The following is a 16,126-nucleotide window of genomic DNA, read 5'->3' on the forward strand; positions in this document are numbered from 1 at the left end:
AAATTTGGGTTCATAAACCCGTCTTTCTAGAACAAGTTTTGGTAGAGTACATTTTGTAACTGTCATGATAAAGATGCAGCACTTCCCGTTGTTATGAAGTACAGTATCGGAGATAGGTTAAATATGCTTTCATGACGATATCATATTTTTATTCTTTCTGGCTATACTTAGTATCTTCTTAACTTACTGTAATTAATAATACACACAACTCATCAATAAGTGTCAAAGAACTTTCTCAAATTGAAAAAATAACGAAGAGGCTCTTTTTGTCTCCCCGTTATTTTTCTAAATAGCTATGAGGTTTGAAGTATCTGAAAGTTAGCGATTAGCTGCTTAGAGGTTACGCGCTAATCCCTTGAGCATTGCACCAGTGTCTAGGAAATCTTTATTTTGTGAGAGTGCTTGCAGAGTTTCTGGACTGCTTTGTTGGATAATGTCATTATAGGCTTGAATAGCAATGTTCACTTTAGCAGTGTTTACAGATCCTGGTGTATTCAACTCAAGTAAGGCATTTGTGAGTGCCGCTACTGATTCTGGGGAAACCTGCGCTTGAGGTGGAAGTAAAATAGAAGGATTAGAAAGATTAGGATTGGAATAAGGAGTAACACTGCTGCCAGTTGTGCCACCACCACTTCGACTGCCTCCTGTACCTAAACTAGATGATTTTTGGGCTTGGCTTGGTAGCTGCCAATTGAGCGACAAAAGGGGTGTGAGACTGAGGACTAGAATCAAGGTTCTGATTTTTAACATGGGAATTTTCTCAGAATTGAAGTGTTTATTTAGGTAAGAAATTGAAACCATAGCCTACACTTAGAACGAATACTGTACCGCCTAGACTATTATCTGTCAGGTCTGCACCCACGGCATTAATGATCATGGGAATGGTAGGGATAGGAACGAAGGAAGCACCAATGTTGAAACCAACTCCACTCCAACCCATACCGATACCTACTTGGGGGTGAACTTGTAGGCCTACTCCAGTAAATACTCCAGTAGTAGCAGGGTCTTTTCGGAAATCGCCACCACCGGCTCCTAAAGAAAAGGAGATAGGCATTTGATTGACTGGATCATTAGGCTTCAATAGGGAGTAAGTTGTAACTACACCATAGCCACTGGAAGGTCTAACTGTTTCCCTCTTAACGTGCTGGGCAAAGGACTTCCAGCCGGCCGCAGCAGCTATTTGAGTATTACCTTGAGCATAGACAATGTGGTTAGCTTTGAGGTCAAATGTGCCGTTGTACCCAAAATTTTTGATACTACCAATATTGTAGCCAAGCTCTAAACCAATTTGCCGGGCATCTCCTAAGCCAAAACCCATACTCAAACTCCCGTCTGGTTGATTTCTAGCTTTACCGGTGGTTGCTCCTGATCCTCCAAAAAACACGTCACCCCAAGTAGCCCCGAAGGCGCTGGGAGTAGCAAAAGTAAGTGAAGGTTGGTAAGTCCGTTTTTTGGGAACTACTTTGAAAACAGGTTGAATTAATAAATCCTGCCGTAATTTATCAGCATCAATTGGAGTGCTATTATTAGGTACAGAAGGATCTGTTTGAGCAGTTATCTGTGGTTGTTTTTCAAAAGTAGATTCTGCTTTTTTCACTGTCACTTCTTTGTGATCAGGAAATTTATTAGTGATTAATTCACTACCCTGTTTTTTAGCAACTATATTATCTGCTGCCAATGCAAGATTAACTGAAATAAAATTGGCGAAACAAATACAACTGAAGAGTGTTATACCCTTAAACTGCAACAGTTGCCTTCGCACCATCATAAATAAAATTATGGCTTTCTGCAAACTCTTACTCCTGAGAATTATATTTCGCTTTTCAGTATGAAAATAAGACTGCTATGCGAAACAAATCACCAATAAAATACCATTTAGGTTGGAAATATCAGGGCGAAAAGTAAATTGATCAGGAAATCTTGCGGAAGAGTTTACAAACTTAATGGTTTAATAAAGTTTGGTTAAAGATTTTATAATTGTAGAGAGGGAATTGTCAGATCAGAAAATACCATTTGGGGAATTAATAAGTCATCTTGTAATTTTCCGATTCCTAAAAAATTGTTTTCTGTTTCGTAAACCCGCACAAAGTCGGGAATATCAAGATTGAGGGCAATTTTTTGACCTTGACACCATTTTTTAGCTGATACTGTTGGTAAAGTTACAAATGCTAAATGTTGTAATGGTGCGTCTGGGGCTAGAGGTTGAAATCTACCTGTTTGTAGTTGGTTTTCTAAATCTGTGAATGTGAGACTGTCTGGGATTTGAAAACCGCTGCTTTCTGTACGCATGAGGGCGGATAGAGTACCACCTATGCTTAATATACTACCCAAATCACGAGCGATCGCCCGAATATAAGTTCCCGCACCGCAAGATATAGCTATATCTAATTCTGGGAAATCACTGTCTCGCCAGTCTAATACCTGAATTTGAGAAATTTCTACTGTTCGCACTGGAACTGCGACCATTTCCCCTTTACGTGCTAAATCATACAGGCGTTTGCCATCAACTTGAATGGCGCTATAATTAGGGGGAATTTGCTCTATTTTACCAATAAACTGGGAAAGTGCAGTTTTTACATTTTCTAAATCCAAGCCGGGACAAGGTTTGGAGGTAATAATTTCACCTTGTAAATCATCAGTAGTAGTCTGTACACCTAGACGAATAGTGGCTTGATAGGCTTTTTCTCCTGGTAAATATTGTAACAATCTTGTGGCTTTACCCAAAGCTATAGGTAATACTCCAGTAGCTGCGGGGTCTAAAGTTCCTGCGTGTCCTACTCGTTTCATTTTCAGCAGTTTTCGCACTTTGGCTACACAGTCATGAGAAGTCCAGTCAAATGGTTTGTTTAAATTAAGAAAACCTTGCACAATTTTAGATTTAAGATTTGATGTCTTTGTATTTTTACACAAATTGTCAAGAATAAGATATCCGACTCCTTAAAGAAGTTGGGAATCTGAATTAGGAGGAAAATATCAATAAGTGAAGTAAGGAAACACCAATACCCAGTATCCAAAATCCAAAGCGGACTATGATATGAGAAAGTTTTTTTTTACGAATTTGGTTTTTATGGAAGTGATTATCTAAAACTGGCGCTAATTTAATATGATCAAGGGACTGAACAAGATTTAAACCAAGGGACTGACTAGAAATAGTCTGAAAATAAGCGGCGTTAAGATAGGAAATATATTCTGGTTTTTTAGCTACATAAGTTTGAAAGAAAGGTAAACTTAAAGCATTCATATAACGACGGGCTTGAGAAGCATCACCTACCATATCTTTAGGTAATGCTATTTGTGTACTCTCAAGGTTACTATTACCAATGGTAGAAAAATGAGTAGCACCAAGTAGCATGACTAAATATTTGTGGGGATAAGTAAGCCAAGAAAAAGGCAAAATCTGCTCATATAAAGCAGGGGCAACAGTATCTTCACTACTACCAATAATCATAATTGGGGTGTGAATTTTGCTGAAACCGACTTGTCCAAAAATGGAACTGGTAATAGGATTAACAGCGATAGCAGCTTTGACTCTTTTATCTTGTAAATCATATTCTTTTTCCGATTGATTTGGTAATTCTAAAGCCCGACATTGCAAGAGTAAGGACATATTCCAGGTATTTCTTAATTTGTTTAAATCACAGTCTTTTTCTAGTTGTTGAAAGTTAATTTTTGCTCCAGCTAAAGCTAATGCAGTATAACCTCCTAAAGATTGGCCAAATACTCCTACTTGTTGGAAATTAAGCCGCTTCTGAAATTGTGAATCTGATTCCAATTGATCTAAAATATATTTTATATCTAAAGGTCTATCTTTAAATTCATGAGCTTGTATGACTTGATTACTATTTATTAAGGATTTTACTTTTTCTTCATAACTACTTGGATGATTGGGAATGACGACAGCAAAACCATAATTAGCTAGGTATTTTCCTAAATAACGAAAGTTACTACTGTTTAAACCTAAACCGTGAGAAATGACAATTACAGGGGCAGAATTTTGGGTATTAGGAATATAGATATCAGTGGATAAATGCCGATTACGTAATGAGTCGAATAACTTTAATGTTTGTTTTTGAATTGGGAAATTTGGCTGCTGCGGTAATTTAGATAAATTCTCTAGGGAAATGGTCGCTGCTTCTGAATTTGATACTTGTGTTAATGTAGCGATCGCTTTTTGAGTTGCGCTGATCATTTGCTCTAATTCCCTAGCAATTCTCCAACCATAAACCACATCAATACTAATACTATCTTGAGGATATTTACGTAATAAATTTAATAAATTTAATCCTTCTGGTTCAGCAGCAGCGGAAATTAAAGCTGTGCGTAAATTCTGAAATTCTGATTCTGGAGAATGGGATTTAGTTTTAATTAATTCTGTCAACCTTTTTAAGATAAATTTACCCTGTTGAGTGTCGAGAAATTGAGAAGCTACAGCAGGACTAATTTTGACTGATTGAATTAAAATTTTCCTTAATTCTTGTAGTGTACTTGTAGGAATATATTGATAATATTGGGCAAAGTTTGTATTAACAATACCATGTTTAGCATAGTTTTCTAAAACACTAATGGGGATAGAAATCTCTAATGCTGAATAAGCTGCATGAATTTGTGCTGCTGCCATTGCAGAGTTACTTATTCCCAATGTTGGCAGCAACATTGATAAAATCAGTAATAGGAAATTTGTTCTCAGGTTCTTGCCACAATTACCAAACATATTGATCGCTTAACTTTTATGGTGATGTTGTTGAGCGCGGCTCAATTTTGGTAGTTATTTGGACACCCTGATAAATTTATGCTGTATTCTGATTCTCAGGCATATTTATGAGTGAAATCAGAAATGGGATAAAAGGACTTATATTCAAGTTCTAATACCAGCATTTCTTTGAAGATCATAATACATGACTGATTTATCAACATCAGTATTGATTATGTATTTTGACTGATTAATAAAATTTAAATAATGCCAATAAATCCTATTAATCCAAGTGACTTTTTATCTGAATTGAGGGATAAAAAAGTAAGTTTAAAAAAAATATTGCCTGTTATCTATTCTCTTTTGATCTTGTTTTTAAGTGGAAGTTAAAGATAGTAATAGTTGTTTTTGCAATAGTACCAAACCAGAATTTAATAAAGCTACACCCAGTTATTGATATCATGGATAACGCTCCTGAAAAATTACTAATCAACGGCAACTTTTAGGCATTATTAATAATGACTAAATGGAATAAATTTTTTTTTAAATTATTTTTACATAATAGCCAAGTACCAGGAATAGTTAAATACTTCTGGCTGTTGGTGGCTAGTCCGGGTAATATAGAAAAAGTCGAAAGTGAACTGGTTTTGATGTTTATGTATAAGAGGTTGTTTAGTAAGTCGCAAAATTTACCATCAAACTCTTAGGAGAGAGAAGTTACCTCTTGGGTAAGTCCTCATAAAAAAAAAGACAGAGATTTACCCTGTCCTGAAAATATGATATTTTAGAGTCTTAGGGGATGTTTGAAAAGTCGCTCATAGCGTATCAAATATTTTCATATCCCCTTAAATCCCTCGGAGAAAGGGGGACTCGGACTTTAATTACCCCTTTTGTTAAGGGGGTTAGGGGGATCTGCAAGTATCTAAAATCACGATCCAAAACTTTCCTAACAACATTTTAGTGGTAAAACTTAGTAACGGTTGCGTTCACCGCCGTAACCACCCCCTCCTCTGCCACCACGCTCTTCTTTGGGTTTAGCTTTGTTAACTTTTAAGACGCGTCCCATCCATTCAGCGCCGTCAAGAGCAGCAATTGCGGCTTGTTCCTCTGCGTCTGATGACATTTCGACAAATGCAAAGCCCCTAACACGACCAGTGTCTCTGTCTGTGGGTATTTGGACTCTCTTAACATTTCCATACTCTTGAAAAACCTCTTTCAGGGCTTCTTCCGTAACGTTATAGGATAAATTACCGGCATAAATTGACATTGAATAGCTCCAGAAATCAAAAATCGCAGTTTGTACTACTAATCAAATATATAATACCCGTGATTAAGGTTTGTTTCAAAGTTGGAATTACTAATTTTTATTGTAAATGGGTTGTCAACCAAAAGATTCCCCCATTCCTCAAGCATTCCTCAAGAATTTGGGAATCTTGGTTGAGCAAAAATCCTACAATTTTACATCGGGAGGAAGTAGGACTTTATTAATTACATGAATCACTCCGTTACTGGCTTTAACGTCTGCTCTTGTTACTCTGGCGTTATTTACAGTAACTCGACCTTTTCTTACTTGAACCTTAACTACAGCACCTTCAACTGTTTTGACCTCACCAGCTTTGATATCTTTAGAGGTAATTGCCCCAGGAACTACATGATAGGTTAATATTTTAACTAAGGTGTCTTGGTTTTCTGGTTTGAGGAGTTTTGCTAAAGTTCCTTTTGGTAAAGCTTTAAATGCTGCGTCTGTAGGCGCAAATACAGTGAGTGGTTCTTTGCCAGAGAGGGTTTCTACCAAACCTGCAGCTTTGATAGCTGTGACTAGGGTTTTCAAGGAACTGTTGGCGCTGGCAACTTCGACAATTGTGCCTACGGTGTGTGTAGTGGTAACAGGTGTAGTATGATTAGCAGGAGACTTAGTTTCTGCGAAGCTAGGGGCGCTGACCAGAAGGGTGGTTGTAGCTATGGCAATACTAACTGTTTTACTGAATAGGGAATTCATGGTTTATACTCCAAATTGCGGCCACTTTCACTTGACTATTAGAACTGTAACAGAATTTAACAAGTGTCTGTTTACAACTATTCTGCCAGCATTGCCAATAGCTCCGCCTCAGTCAATTGGCTAATTCCCAAATTCTGCGCTTTCTCTAATTTAGAACCGGCTTCTGCTCCTACTACCAAAAAATCTGTTTTTTTACTAATTGAATCAGTAATTTTACCACCAGATTTTTGAATTAAAGCTTTTGCTTCCTCCCTTTTTAAGGTTGGTAATGTGCCAGTAATTACAAAGATTTTCCCGGCAAATTTTTGATTAATCTCGCCCACAGCTTTGGTTTGCGGGCTGTTTGCTAATTGTAACCCCATGGATTGAAGACGGAAAATTAAAGTTTGATTTGCTACTGTATGAAACCATTGATACACTGATTGGGCGATTTCTGCACCGATACCATAAACGCCGGCAATATCTGATTGTCTGGCGGCTGTTAATTCGGCGACGGTGGTAAACCTTTGGGTTAATAATTGGGCGTTGACGCTACCTACATGACGAATGCCTAAACCATATAATACCCTAGACCAAGGTTGAATTTTTGATTGGGCGATCGCTTTGATCAATTTTTCCGCTGATTTTTCTCCCATGCGTTCTAATTCACATAATTGATCTTTTGTCAACTCGTATAAATCAGCCACGGAATGTATTAAACCTTTTTCTACTAATTGATACACCAGTTTTTCCCCTACACCTTTAATATCCAAAGCGTCACGACTTACCCAATGTTCGATTTCACCTTTGAGAATGGCGGGACAGGAGGCATTTACACATCTAGTAACAGCTTCGCCAGTTTCTCTGACTACCAGTTGTCCACAGACGGGACAATGGGAAGGCATAATAAAAGGTTGGGTGTCAGGGGGACGCAATTCTTTGATTACTCGGACTACTTCGGGAATGATTTCTCCGGCTTTACGCACAATTACGGTGTCACCAATGCGAATATCTAACTGTTCAATGCGATCGCTATTATGCAAGGTAGCACGGGAAACAGTTGTTCCCGCTAATTGTACTGGTAACATTTCCGCCAAGGGAGTTAATGCGCCGGTTCTGCCGACATTAACTGTAATTTTTACTACACGGGTTGGGGCTTCTTCGGCGGGATATTTTAAGGCTATAGCCCAGCGGGGAAATTTCTGTGTAAAACCCAATTGCTCCTGGAGTTTGAAAGTATTTAATTTAACTACAACTCCATCAGTCATATAGGGAGAGTTGAGCCGTTCAGTATCCCAATATTGATAATATGCAGCGACTTCAGGAATAGAATAACAGAGTTTATGATTAGTATCAATGCGGAAACCCATTTTTTGCAATAATTCCAAAGCCTCCCATTGAGTATTGGCAATACTGGAATCATCTAACCCGGTAATATGTAGTGTATAAGCGAAAAAATCTAACTGTCGTTGGGCGACAATACGGGAGTCTAATTGTCTTAGCGTACCAGCTACAGCATTGCGCGGGTTAGCAAATACTTGTTCACCAGCTTTTTGTCTTTTTTCGTTAATTTCTTTAAATACCTGTAAAGGTAGAAACACTTCTCCTCTTACTTCCACTTTGGCGATATTTTCCAAGCCGTCAAAATTCAAACGTAGGGGAATTGAGCGGATAGTTCTGACATTTTGGGTAATATCTTCACCCATTATGCCATCTCCCCTAGTTACACCTCTGACTAAAACTCCATTTTCGTAAGTTAAGGCCAAAGCCGCACCATCAATTTTCAATTCAGATACATATTCTATTTCTACGGTATTATATTGATTTGGTAGATGTCGCCGCCAACGTTGATCCCAATTTTGCAATTCTTCAATATTAAAAGCATTTTCCAGACTGTATAGAGGAATATTATGGCGGACTGAGGTAAAATGGGTTGCAGGTCTTTCTCCAACACGCTGGGTAGGACTATCGGGAGTAATTAATTCTGGATTTTTCGTTTCTAATTCTTGTAATTCTCGATATAGCCGATCATAAACTGTATCTTCCATTATTGGTGCATCTAAAACATAATAAGCATAACTAGCTTTTTGTAACAAAGATCGTAATTCTTCTATACGTTTTAATTCGGGTTGAGTTGAGATCATAAGTTTCATAATGAAAGAATTATACTCCTTTTTCGGGGGAAGAATACTGATATGAATGAACCACAAAGACGCAAAGGACAGGAAGGAAGAATAAAGCAGTAGCAGAACGTTAATTATAGAGAAAAACCATGATTCAAACTTTCACAAATCAGTCTCCTATTATTATCGCTCATCGAGGTGCGAGTGGCTACCGTCCTGAACATACTTTAGAGAGTTATGAGTTAGCAATTGATTTAGGTGCTGATTATATTGAACCAGATTTAGTAATGACTAAAGATGGTATTTTAATTGCCCGTCATGAAAATGAAATATCAGAAACTACGGATATTGTTGATCATGCTGAATTTGCTTATTTAAGAACTACTAAAATCATTGATAGTGAAATTAAAACAGGTTGGTTTACAGAAGATCTTACCATAGCAGAAATCAAAACTTTAACGGCTAAAGAACGTATTCCCCAAATTCGTCCCCACAATACAGCTTATAACGGAATGTTTACGATTCCCACTTTTGCAGAAATCATTGATTTAGTCAAGGATAAAAGTGAAAAAATTGGTCGCAATATTGGTATTTATCCAGAAACCAAACATCCGATTTATTTTCAAGAGATTGGTTTACCATTAGAAGCAACTTTATTATGGAATTTGCAGGGGATTAATTTACCTGTATTTATTCAATCATTTGCAGTGAGTAACCTCAAAGAATTATCTCAGAAAACAGATTTACCATTAGTACAATTAATTAATGATATTGGTAAACCCTATGATTTTGTTATAGACAATGATCAGCGTACATATAGAGATTTATTAACACCAAAAGGGTTAAAAGAAATTGCCGAATATGCAGAAGCAATAGGGGTACATAAAAACTTATTAATTCCCAGAGATATTCATGGTAAATTATTATCACCAACATCCTTAATTATAGATGCTCATGCAGCTAATTTACAAGTTCATGCTTGGACATTTAGAAATGAAGATTTTTTCTTACCTTTAGACTTACAAGGAAATCCTGAAAAAGAATATAAAATATTTTTTAATTTAGGAGTAAATGGTGTATTTACGGATTATCCAGATATAGCTGTCAAGCAGAAATATTGCTACCTTAATCAAAAATAAATAATGAATCTATCCCTTATCAAAATCCTAAAATTTATCCATCTTTATCCATCTTGATCCATCCTTATCTGTATTTATCTGCATTTAATTATTCTTAACCCTTAGTCAAAAACCATGAATAAATCATCATTAAATCGCTTAACTGAAATTGCCCAAATATTTCTCAAATTGGGTATAATTGGCTTTGGTGGACCAGTAGCCCATATAGCCATGATAGAAGATGAAATAGTGAAACGTCGTCAATGGTTAACACAAGAACATTTTCTAGATTTATTAGGTGCAACAAACTTAATTCCCGGTCCTAATTCCACAGAAATGGCTATTCATATAGGATACATTTATGCAGGGTGGTTAGGATTAATTGTCGCTGGAGTTTGCTTTATTTTACCTGCGGTTTTAATTACTGGTTTCTTGGCCTGGATATATGTTAGTTTTGGGACATTACCGCAAATTCCACCTTTACTTTATGGAATAAAACCGGTTGTTTTAGCAATTATTATTAATGCTGTTTGGGGTTTAGGAAAAAAAGCAGTAAAAACGCGAAAATTATTGATAATTTCTATAGTTGTGGGATTAATAAATCAATTTACTAAAATTGATGAAATAGTGGCATTATTAATGGGAGGAATATTAGGAATGATTTGGTTACGCAGTAGTAATCAAACCAACTTAATTATTATGGGTTTAACCGCAGAAACATTTTTACAGACAACCGTAATAAGTACAGCGACAAATAATATAAATAATCATGTATCTGCATCTTTATGGAAATTGGGTTTATTCTTTCTTAAAATCGGTAGTGTCCTTTTTGGAGGTGGTTATTTACTAATAGCATTTTTACAAAGAGGACTAGTAGAAGAATATGGCTGGTTAACACAACAACAGTTATTAGATAGTATTGCTATTGGACAATTTACACCAGGTCCAGTGCTTTCCACTGCAACATTTATTGGTTATATAATTGCTGGTTTTCCGGGAGCAATTGTAGCAACTGTGGGGATTTTTCTCCCTTCATTTTTGTTTGTTGCTATTTTAAATCCTTTTATGGATACCTTTCGTAAATCATCTTGGACAAGACCATTTTTAGATGCTGTTAATGTTAGTGCTGTAGCCTTAATGACACTAACTACAATACAAGTAGGAATAGCTACTTTAATATCACCTAAAACTGATTCCATAGATTTTTTAAGTTTAGGAATTGCTGTTATTTCCGCAATTTTAGTCATTCGCTACCACATTAATAGCATTTACTTGATTTTAGGAGGTGGTATCATTGGTTATCTTAAATATAACTATCTGATTATGTAGTTACTTATGTAGTTATATTGTTCACTACCTAAGTCGTTGTCACGATTCGTGAAAAATTACCATATTTTGTGTAAAATGTTGGATATAACAGAAATTCGCACTCACAACTTTTACACAATGCAAACAAGTTAACAGGAAATTTCACTATGAAATGGTATTATAGACTACCATGGTTACTAATGGGGGTATCAATAGCCTTAGTTCAGCCCCAAGCAGTCACAGCAATATGTAGTAATAATCAAGTAGATGCCATTGCGAAAAAAATCACGGTGTTAGTATTAATTCGTGGTGCGGTAAATGGTTCTGGTTCCGGCGTAATTATTCAGCGTAACAACAATACTTATACGGTTCTCACTGCCTATCATGTCGTCAAAGACCCTAATTCTCAATATCAAATAGTCACACCTGACGGTCAATATTATCAAGTCAATTATCAGACCGTGAAACAGCCGACTAATAATATGGACTCAGCGGTTTTACAATTTACCAGCAATCAAAATTATCCAGTCGCTAAAATCGGTAATTCTGATGCAGTTAAAAGACTGACAAATATTTATCTAGCGGGTTTTCCGGGCAAGAGAGGAGGGACGAGAGTACCTCCTGTTTATGATTGCCGTGACGGACAAGTTATTGCTAATGCTACTGAGACAATTACAGAGGAAGGCTATACTTTGTTTCATAAAAGTTCTGCACAGCCGGGGATGAGTGGTGGGGCGGTTTTTAATGAACAGGGGGAAGTGATAGGGATTTTCGGTAAAGGTGAAAATCCTTCTTTTCAGACCGAGAGAACAACAGGTAGAAACTATAGTATACCCATCAACACATTCATTAGATGGTCCGCAGGAGTTGGTGTAAATTTGGGAATTAGTCTGCCCGATGTGGAGAATGGTAAGATAAGACAAGCGGATGATTATTTAGTTGAAGCGGACTATAGATTTCATAGAAAAGACTATAGCGGGGCTATATTAGCTTATAATGAAGTAATTCGCCTTGATCCTAACTATACTGAAGCCTTATTATATCGTGATCGTGGTTCTAGTTACTATGCTCTCGGAAACACGCAGGCTGCAATGGCTGATTTCAATGAGGCTATTAGGATTAATCCTCAAGATGCCAAAGCCTACGCAGTCAGAGGCATTGCTCGGTATAAATTGGGAGATAAACAGGGAGCAATAGGTGATTTTAATGAAGTTATCAAGATTAATCCCAATGACCCTAGGGCTTACACAGTCCGAGGCATTGCCCGCTATGACTTGGGAGATAAGCCAGGGGCTATAGCTGACCTGAAAACAGCAGTAAACCTATCTGTACAGCAGGGAAATAAGAAGTTGTATCAAGATGTTTCAAAATTATTGAGGATTTTAGGGATTTAGTATTTGTCGTCTCACCATGATTAAATTCTACCCATACTAGGAGTTTTTTTTTGGTTTTATCTGCTAGAATTTCCCCATTACAATAGCTTGTTTATTTAAGCCATACTTGCAATCGTATATTAGTCGTTTTTTTGTGCAACTACACTTAACTACAAATAGAACTTAGGTACAATTCATGGAGTGATCAACTAAGTATCGCTAAAGCGAAAGCCGCGCTAACGGGGAGCGTCCCGTGAGGGATAGGCATATTCAGGTAAGTCCCTAAGACTAGGTGACCTAGAAATGGGAAACAGGTTTTATTTTGTTTTGCGTAAGTCCTGTACAAGGATACTCAACCCCCATTTTCTCAGATATTCGCTAAAACCACATTCAAACCCACTGGTAAAGTTTACAAAATGGCGTTAACTAAGTTAGAAATAAGACCATAACCATCATTTAAAATTACTTCAAAAAACAAATTTTATGGTATTACAAGTAGAAAGCAACAGATACGAAGAGAAAACCCAAGAAATTGCTAGACAGGTTTTGGCTGTTACCCAGGAAAATCGCTCATTTTTAGCTGCTTTACGCGACCAAATGCGCTGGGACGATAAATTACTCGACTGGGCTATGAGTAACCCCGGTTTACGAGTACAATTATTTCGGTTCATAGATACTTTACCCGCTTTACATAGTAAATCAGAAATTGCGTCCCATTTACAAGAATATTTGGGAGATGAATCCGTAGAATTACCAGCGGCTTTAAAAGCAATTTTAAACTTTGCTAACCCGGATTCTATGCCTGCACAGGTAGCAGCGACAACAGTGGGAAATGCTGTGCAAACTTTAGCACATAAATATATTTCTGGGGAAAATATCAAGCAAGTTATCAAAACCGTTGAAAGACTGAGAAAAGATAAAATGGCTTTCACCATTGACTTACTTGGTGAAGCGGTAATTACGGAAATAGAGGCACAATCTTATTTAGAAAAATACCTGGAATTGATGCAGCAGTTGGTCGAAGCATCGCAAAATTGGGCGAAAATTCCAGCTATTGACGAAGCAGACGGCGAAAATGTCCCTAAAGTCCAGGTTTCTGTCAAATTAACGGCGTTTTATTCCCAATTTGACCCTTTAGATGCTGAAGGTAGTGAAGCGAGAGTAAGCGAACATATTCGGACTTTACTCCGTCGTGCCAAAGAATTGGGTACAGCAGTACATTTTGATATGGAACAATACGCCTATAAAGACATTACTTTAACCATTCTCAAAAAACTTTTACTGGAAGCGGAATTTCGTCAACGTACCGATATTGGTATGACCATTCAAGCATATCTCCGCGACAGTGAACAGGACGCTAGAAAGATCATTGCTTGGTTACAACAGCGGGGTTATCCTCTTACTATTCGCTTGGTTAAAGGTGCGTATTGGGACCAGGAAACTATCAAAGCCGCTCAAAAACATTGGCCGCAACCGGTTTATCATGATAAAGTCGCCACAGATGCCAATTTTGAAGCTATTACCCAGTTATTGTTAGAAAATCATCAGTATGTATATTCTGCCATAGGTAGTCATAATGTGCGATCGCAATCTCGCGCCATAGCCATTGCGGAAAGTCTTCAAGTTCCCCGTCGTCGCTTTGAAATGCAAGTGCTTTACGGCATGGGTGATAAAATAGCCAAAGCCTTGGTAGATAAGGGTTATCGTGTCCGGGTCTATTGTCCCTACGGTGACTTATTACCGGGAATGGCTTATTTAATTCGGAGGTTGTTGGAAAATACCGCAAATAGCTCCTTTTTACGCCAAAATCTGGAAAATCGTCCCGTTGAGGAGTTGTTAGCACCACCAATACCAGTTCTAACTTCCTCCTCACTTGCGGGTGGGACTAAGGGGGGGTTCTGCGGTGTTGCGGATACTGATTTTGCTAATGAGGAAAGCAGAAATAGGTCGCGGTTAGCTTTTGAGGGTGTGCGTCCGCAGTTGGGTAACACTTATTTACCTTTAATCAATGGTGAATATGTGAATACGACAACTTTTGTTGATTCTCTTAATCCTTCTAATTTTAGTCAGGTTGTTGGTAAAGTAGGTTTACTTAGCGTTGAACAAGCTGAGGAAGCAATGAAATTTGCTAAAGCTGCTTTTCCCGCTTGGAAAAAAACTCCCGTTAAACAACGCGCTAATATTTTGCGTCAAGCTGGGAAGTTGATGGAACAAAGACGCGCTGAACTTTCGGCTTGGATAGTTTTGGAAGTAGGAAAACCCGTTAAGGAAGCTGACGCGGAAGTTTCGGAAGCAATTGATTTTTGTCTTTATTACGCTGAGGAAATGGAAAGGCTGGATAAAGGTATAATTTACGATGTTCTTGGCGAAACTAATCGTTATATTTACCAGCCCAAAGGAATCGCAATTGTAATTTCTCCCTGGAATTTCCCTCTAGCTATTGCTTGCGGTATGACCGTCGCTGCTTTGGTTTCAGGAAATTGTACTCTACTCAAACCTGCGGAAACTTCTTCTGTAATTACAGCAAAATTTACAGAAATATTAATAGAAGCAGGAATCCCTAAAGGTGTTTTTCAATACGTCCCAGGCAAGGGTTCTCAAGTGGGTGCTTATTTGGTAAATCATCCTGATACTCATGTTATTGCTTTTACTGGTTCTCAGGAAGTAGGCTGTAGAATTTACGCAGAAGCCGCCATCTTAAAACCTGGTCAAAAGCACCTCAAAAAAGTAATTGCGGAAATGGGAGGCAAAAATGGGATCATTGTTGATGAAAGTGCTGATTTAGACCAAGCTGTTGTCGGCGTTGTGCAATCTGCTTTTGGTTATAGTGGACAAAAATGTTCTGCTTGTTCACGGGTAATTGTGCTTGAACCTATTTATGATGCTTTTGTGGAAAGGTTGGTAGAAGCGACAAAATCTTTAAATATTGGAGAAGCGGAGTTACCCAGTACCCAAGTTGGTCCGGTAATTGACGCTAATGCCCAAGCTCGCATTTTAGAATATATTGAAGAAGGCAAAAAAGAAGCTAAATTAGCTTTAGATTTACCCGCACCCACCCAAGGATATTTTATCGGTCCTGTGATTTTTTCGGAAGTACCCGCAAATGGAGTTATTGCACAACAGGAAATATTTGGACCTGTTTTAGCGGTAATTAGAGTTAAAGATTTTCAAGAAGCTTTAGAAGTTGCAAATAACACAAATTACGCTTTAACAGGTGGTCTTTATTCCCGTACCCCTTCCCACATTGAACAAGCGCAAGCTGAATTTGAAGTAGGGAACTTATACATTAACCGGAATATAACTGGTGCAATAGTATCTCGTCAACCTTTCGGTGGATTTAAACTTTCTGGAGTCGGTTCAAAAGCAGGAGGACCAGATTATCTTTTGCAATTCTTAGAACCACGCCATATCACAGAAAACATCCAACGTCAAGGTTTTGCGCCAATTGAGGGTAATGAATAATTAATTTGTAGGGGTTTATAAAGATCCCCGACTTCTTGAAGAAGTCGGGGATCAGATCATTTAGACTTCTGACT

Annotated in this window: 11 protein-coding genes; 4 read left to right on the forward strand and 7 right to left on the reverse strand. The window is 37.7% G+C overall.

Annotated elements, in window-relative coordinates; genetic code table 11:
* Window positions 1-333: 333 nt before the first annotated feature.
* From FFO06_RS12910 to ligA, 7 genes are all read right to left on the reverse strand, one after another.
* Window positions 334-750, reverse strand: a complete 417-nt coding sequence (locus FFO06_RS12910; protein WP_137908409.1) for a hypothetical protein — start codon at window positions 748-750, stop codon at window positions 334-336.
* A gap of 25 nt (window positions 751-775) precedes the next feature.
* Window positions 776-1,792 carry a hypothetical protein gene (locus tag FFO06_RS12915; RefSeq protein ID WP_236097142.1) on the reverse strand — a complete coding sequence of 339 codons (1,017 nt, stop codon included), beginning with the start codon at window positions 1,790-1,792 and terminating at the stop codon, window positions 776-778.
* A gap of 179 nt (window positions 1,793-1,971) precedes the next feature.
* Window positions 1,972-2,868, reverse strand: a complete 897-nt coding sequence (gene truB, locus FFO06_RS12920; RefSeq protein ID WP_137908410.1) for a tRNA pseudouridine(55) synthase TruB — start codon at window positions 2,866-2,868, stop codon at window positions 1,972-1,974.
* A gap of 91 nt (window positions 2,869-2,959) precedes the next feature.
* Window positions 2,960-4,654, reverse strand: coding sequence for an alpha/beta hydrolase (locus FFO06_RS12925; protein ID WP_137908411.1), 1,695 nt, complete (start codon window positions 4,652-4,654; stop codon window positions 2,960-2,962).
* A gap of 1,006 nt (window positions 4,655-5,660) precedes the next feature.
* Window positions 5,661-5,957 (reverse strand): RNA-binding regulator, encoded by a 297-nt coding sequence (rbp, locus tag FFO06_RS12930; protein WP_137908412.1) that lies wholly within the window; start codon window positions 5,955-5,957, stop codon window positions 5,661-5,663.
* Window positions 5,958-6,140: 183 nt separating this feature from the next.
* Window positions 6,141-6,689, reverse strand: coding sequence for a fasciclin domain-containing protein (locus FFO06_RS12935; RefSeq protein ID WP_137908413.1), 549 nt, complete (start codon window positions 6,687-6,689; stop codon window positions 6,141-6,143).
* A gap of 77 nt (window positions 6,690-6,766) precedes the next feature.
* Complete coding sequence (gene ligA, locus FFO06_RS12940) at window positions 6,767-8,812, reverse strand: NAD-dependent DNA ligase LigA (protein WP_137908432.1); 2,046 nt, start codon at window positions 8,810-8,812, stop codon at window positions 6,767-6,769.
* 128 nt (window positions 8,813-8,940) lie between these two features.
* Between ligA and FFO06_RS12945 the strand changes: the two genes are divergently transcribed.
* From FFO06_RS12945 to pruA, 4 genes are all read left to right on the forward strand, one after another.
* Window positions 8,941-9,930 carry a glycerophosphodiester phosphodiesterase gene (locus FFO06_RS12945; protein ID WP_137908414.1) on the forward strand — a complete coding sequence of 330 codons (990 nt, stop codon included), beginning with the start codon at window positions 8,941-8,943 and terminating at the stop codon, window positions 9,928-9,930.
* A gap of 114 nt (window positions 9,931-10,044) precedes the next feature.
* Entirely contained in the window at window positions 10,045-11,238 is a 1,194-nt protein-coding gene (gene chrA, locus FFO06_RS12950; protein WP_137908415.1) for a chromate efflux transporter, read from the forward strand.
* Window positions 11,239-11,384: 146 nt separating this feature from the next.
* Complete coding sequence (locus FFO06_RS12955) at window positions 11,385-12,611, forward strand: S1 family peptidase (protein WP_137908416.1); 1,227 nt, start codon at window positions 11,385-11,387, stop codon at window positions 12,609-12,611.
* Between the two features lie 462 nt (window positions 12,612-13,073).
* Window positions 13,074-16,052 (forward strand): L-glutamate gamma-semialdehyde dehydrogenase, encoded by a 2,979-nt coding sequence (gene pruA, locus FFO06_RS12960; protein WP_137908417.1) that lies wholly within the window; start codon window positions 13,074-13,076, stop codon window positions 16,050-16,052.
* The last annotated feature ends 74 nt before the right edge of the window (window positions 16,053-16,126 follow it).

The sequence above is a fragment of the Dolichospermum planctonicum genome, from assembly GCF_005402965.1.
Taxonomy (GTDB): Bacteria; Cyanobacteriota; Cyanobacteriia; order Cyanobacteriales; family Nostocaceae; genus Dolichospermum; species Dolichospermum planctonicum.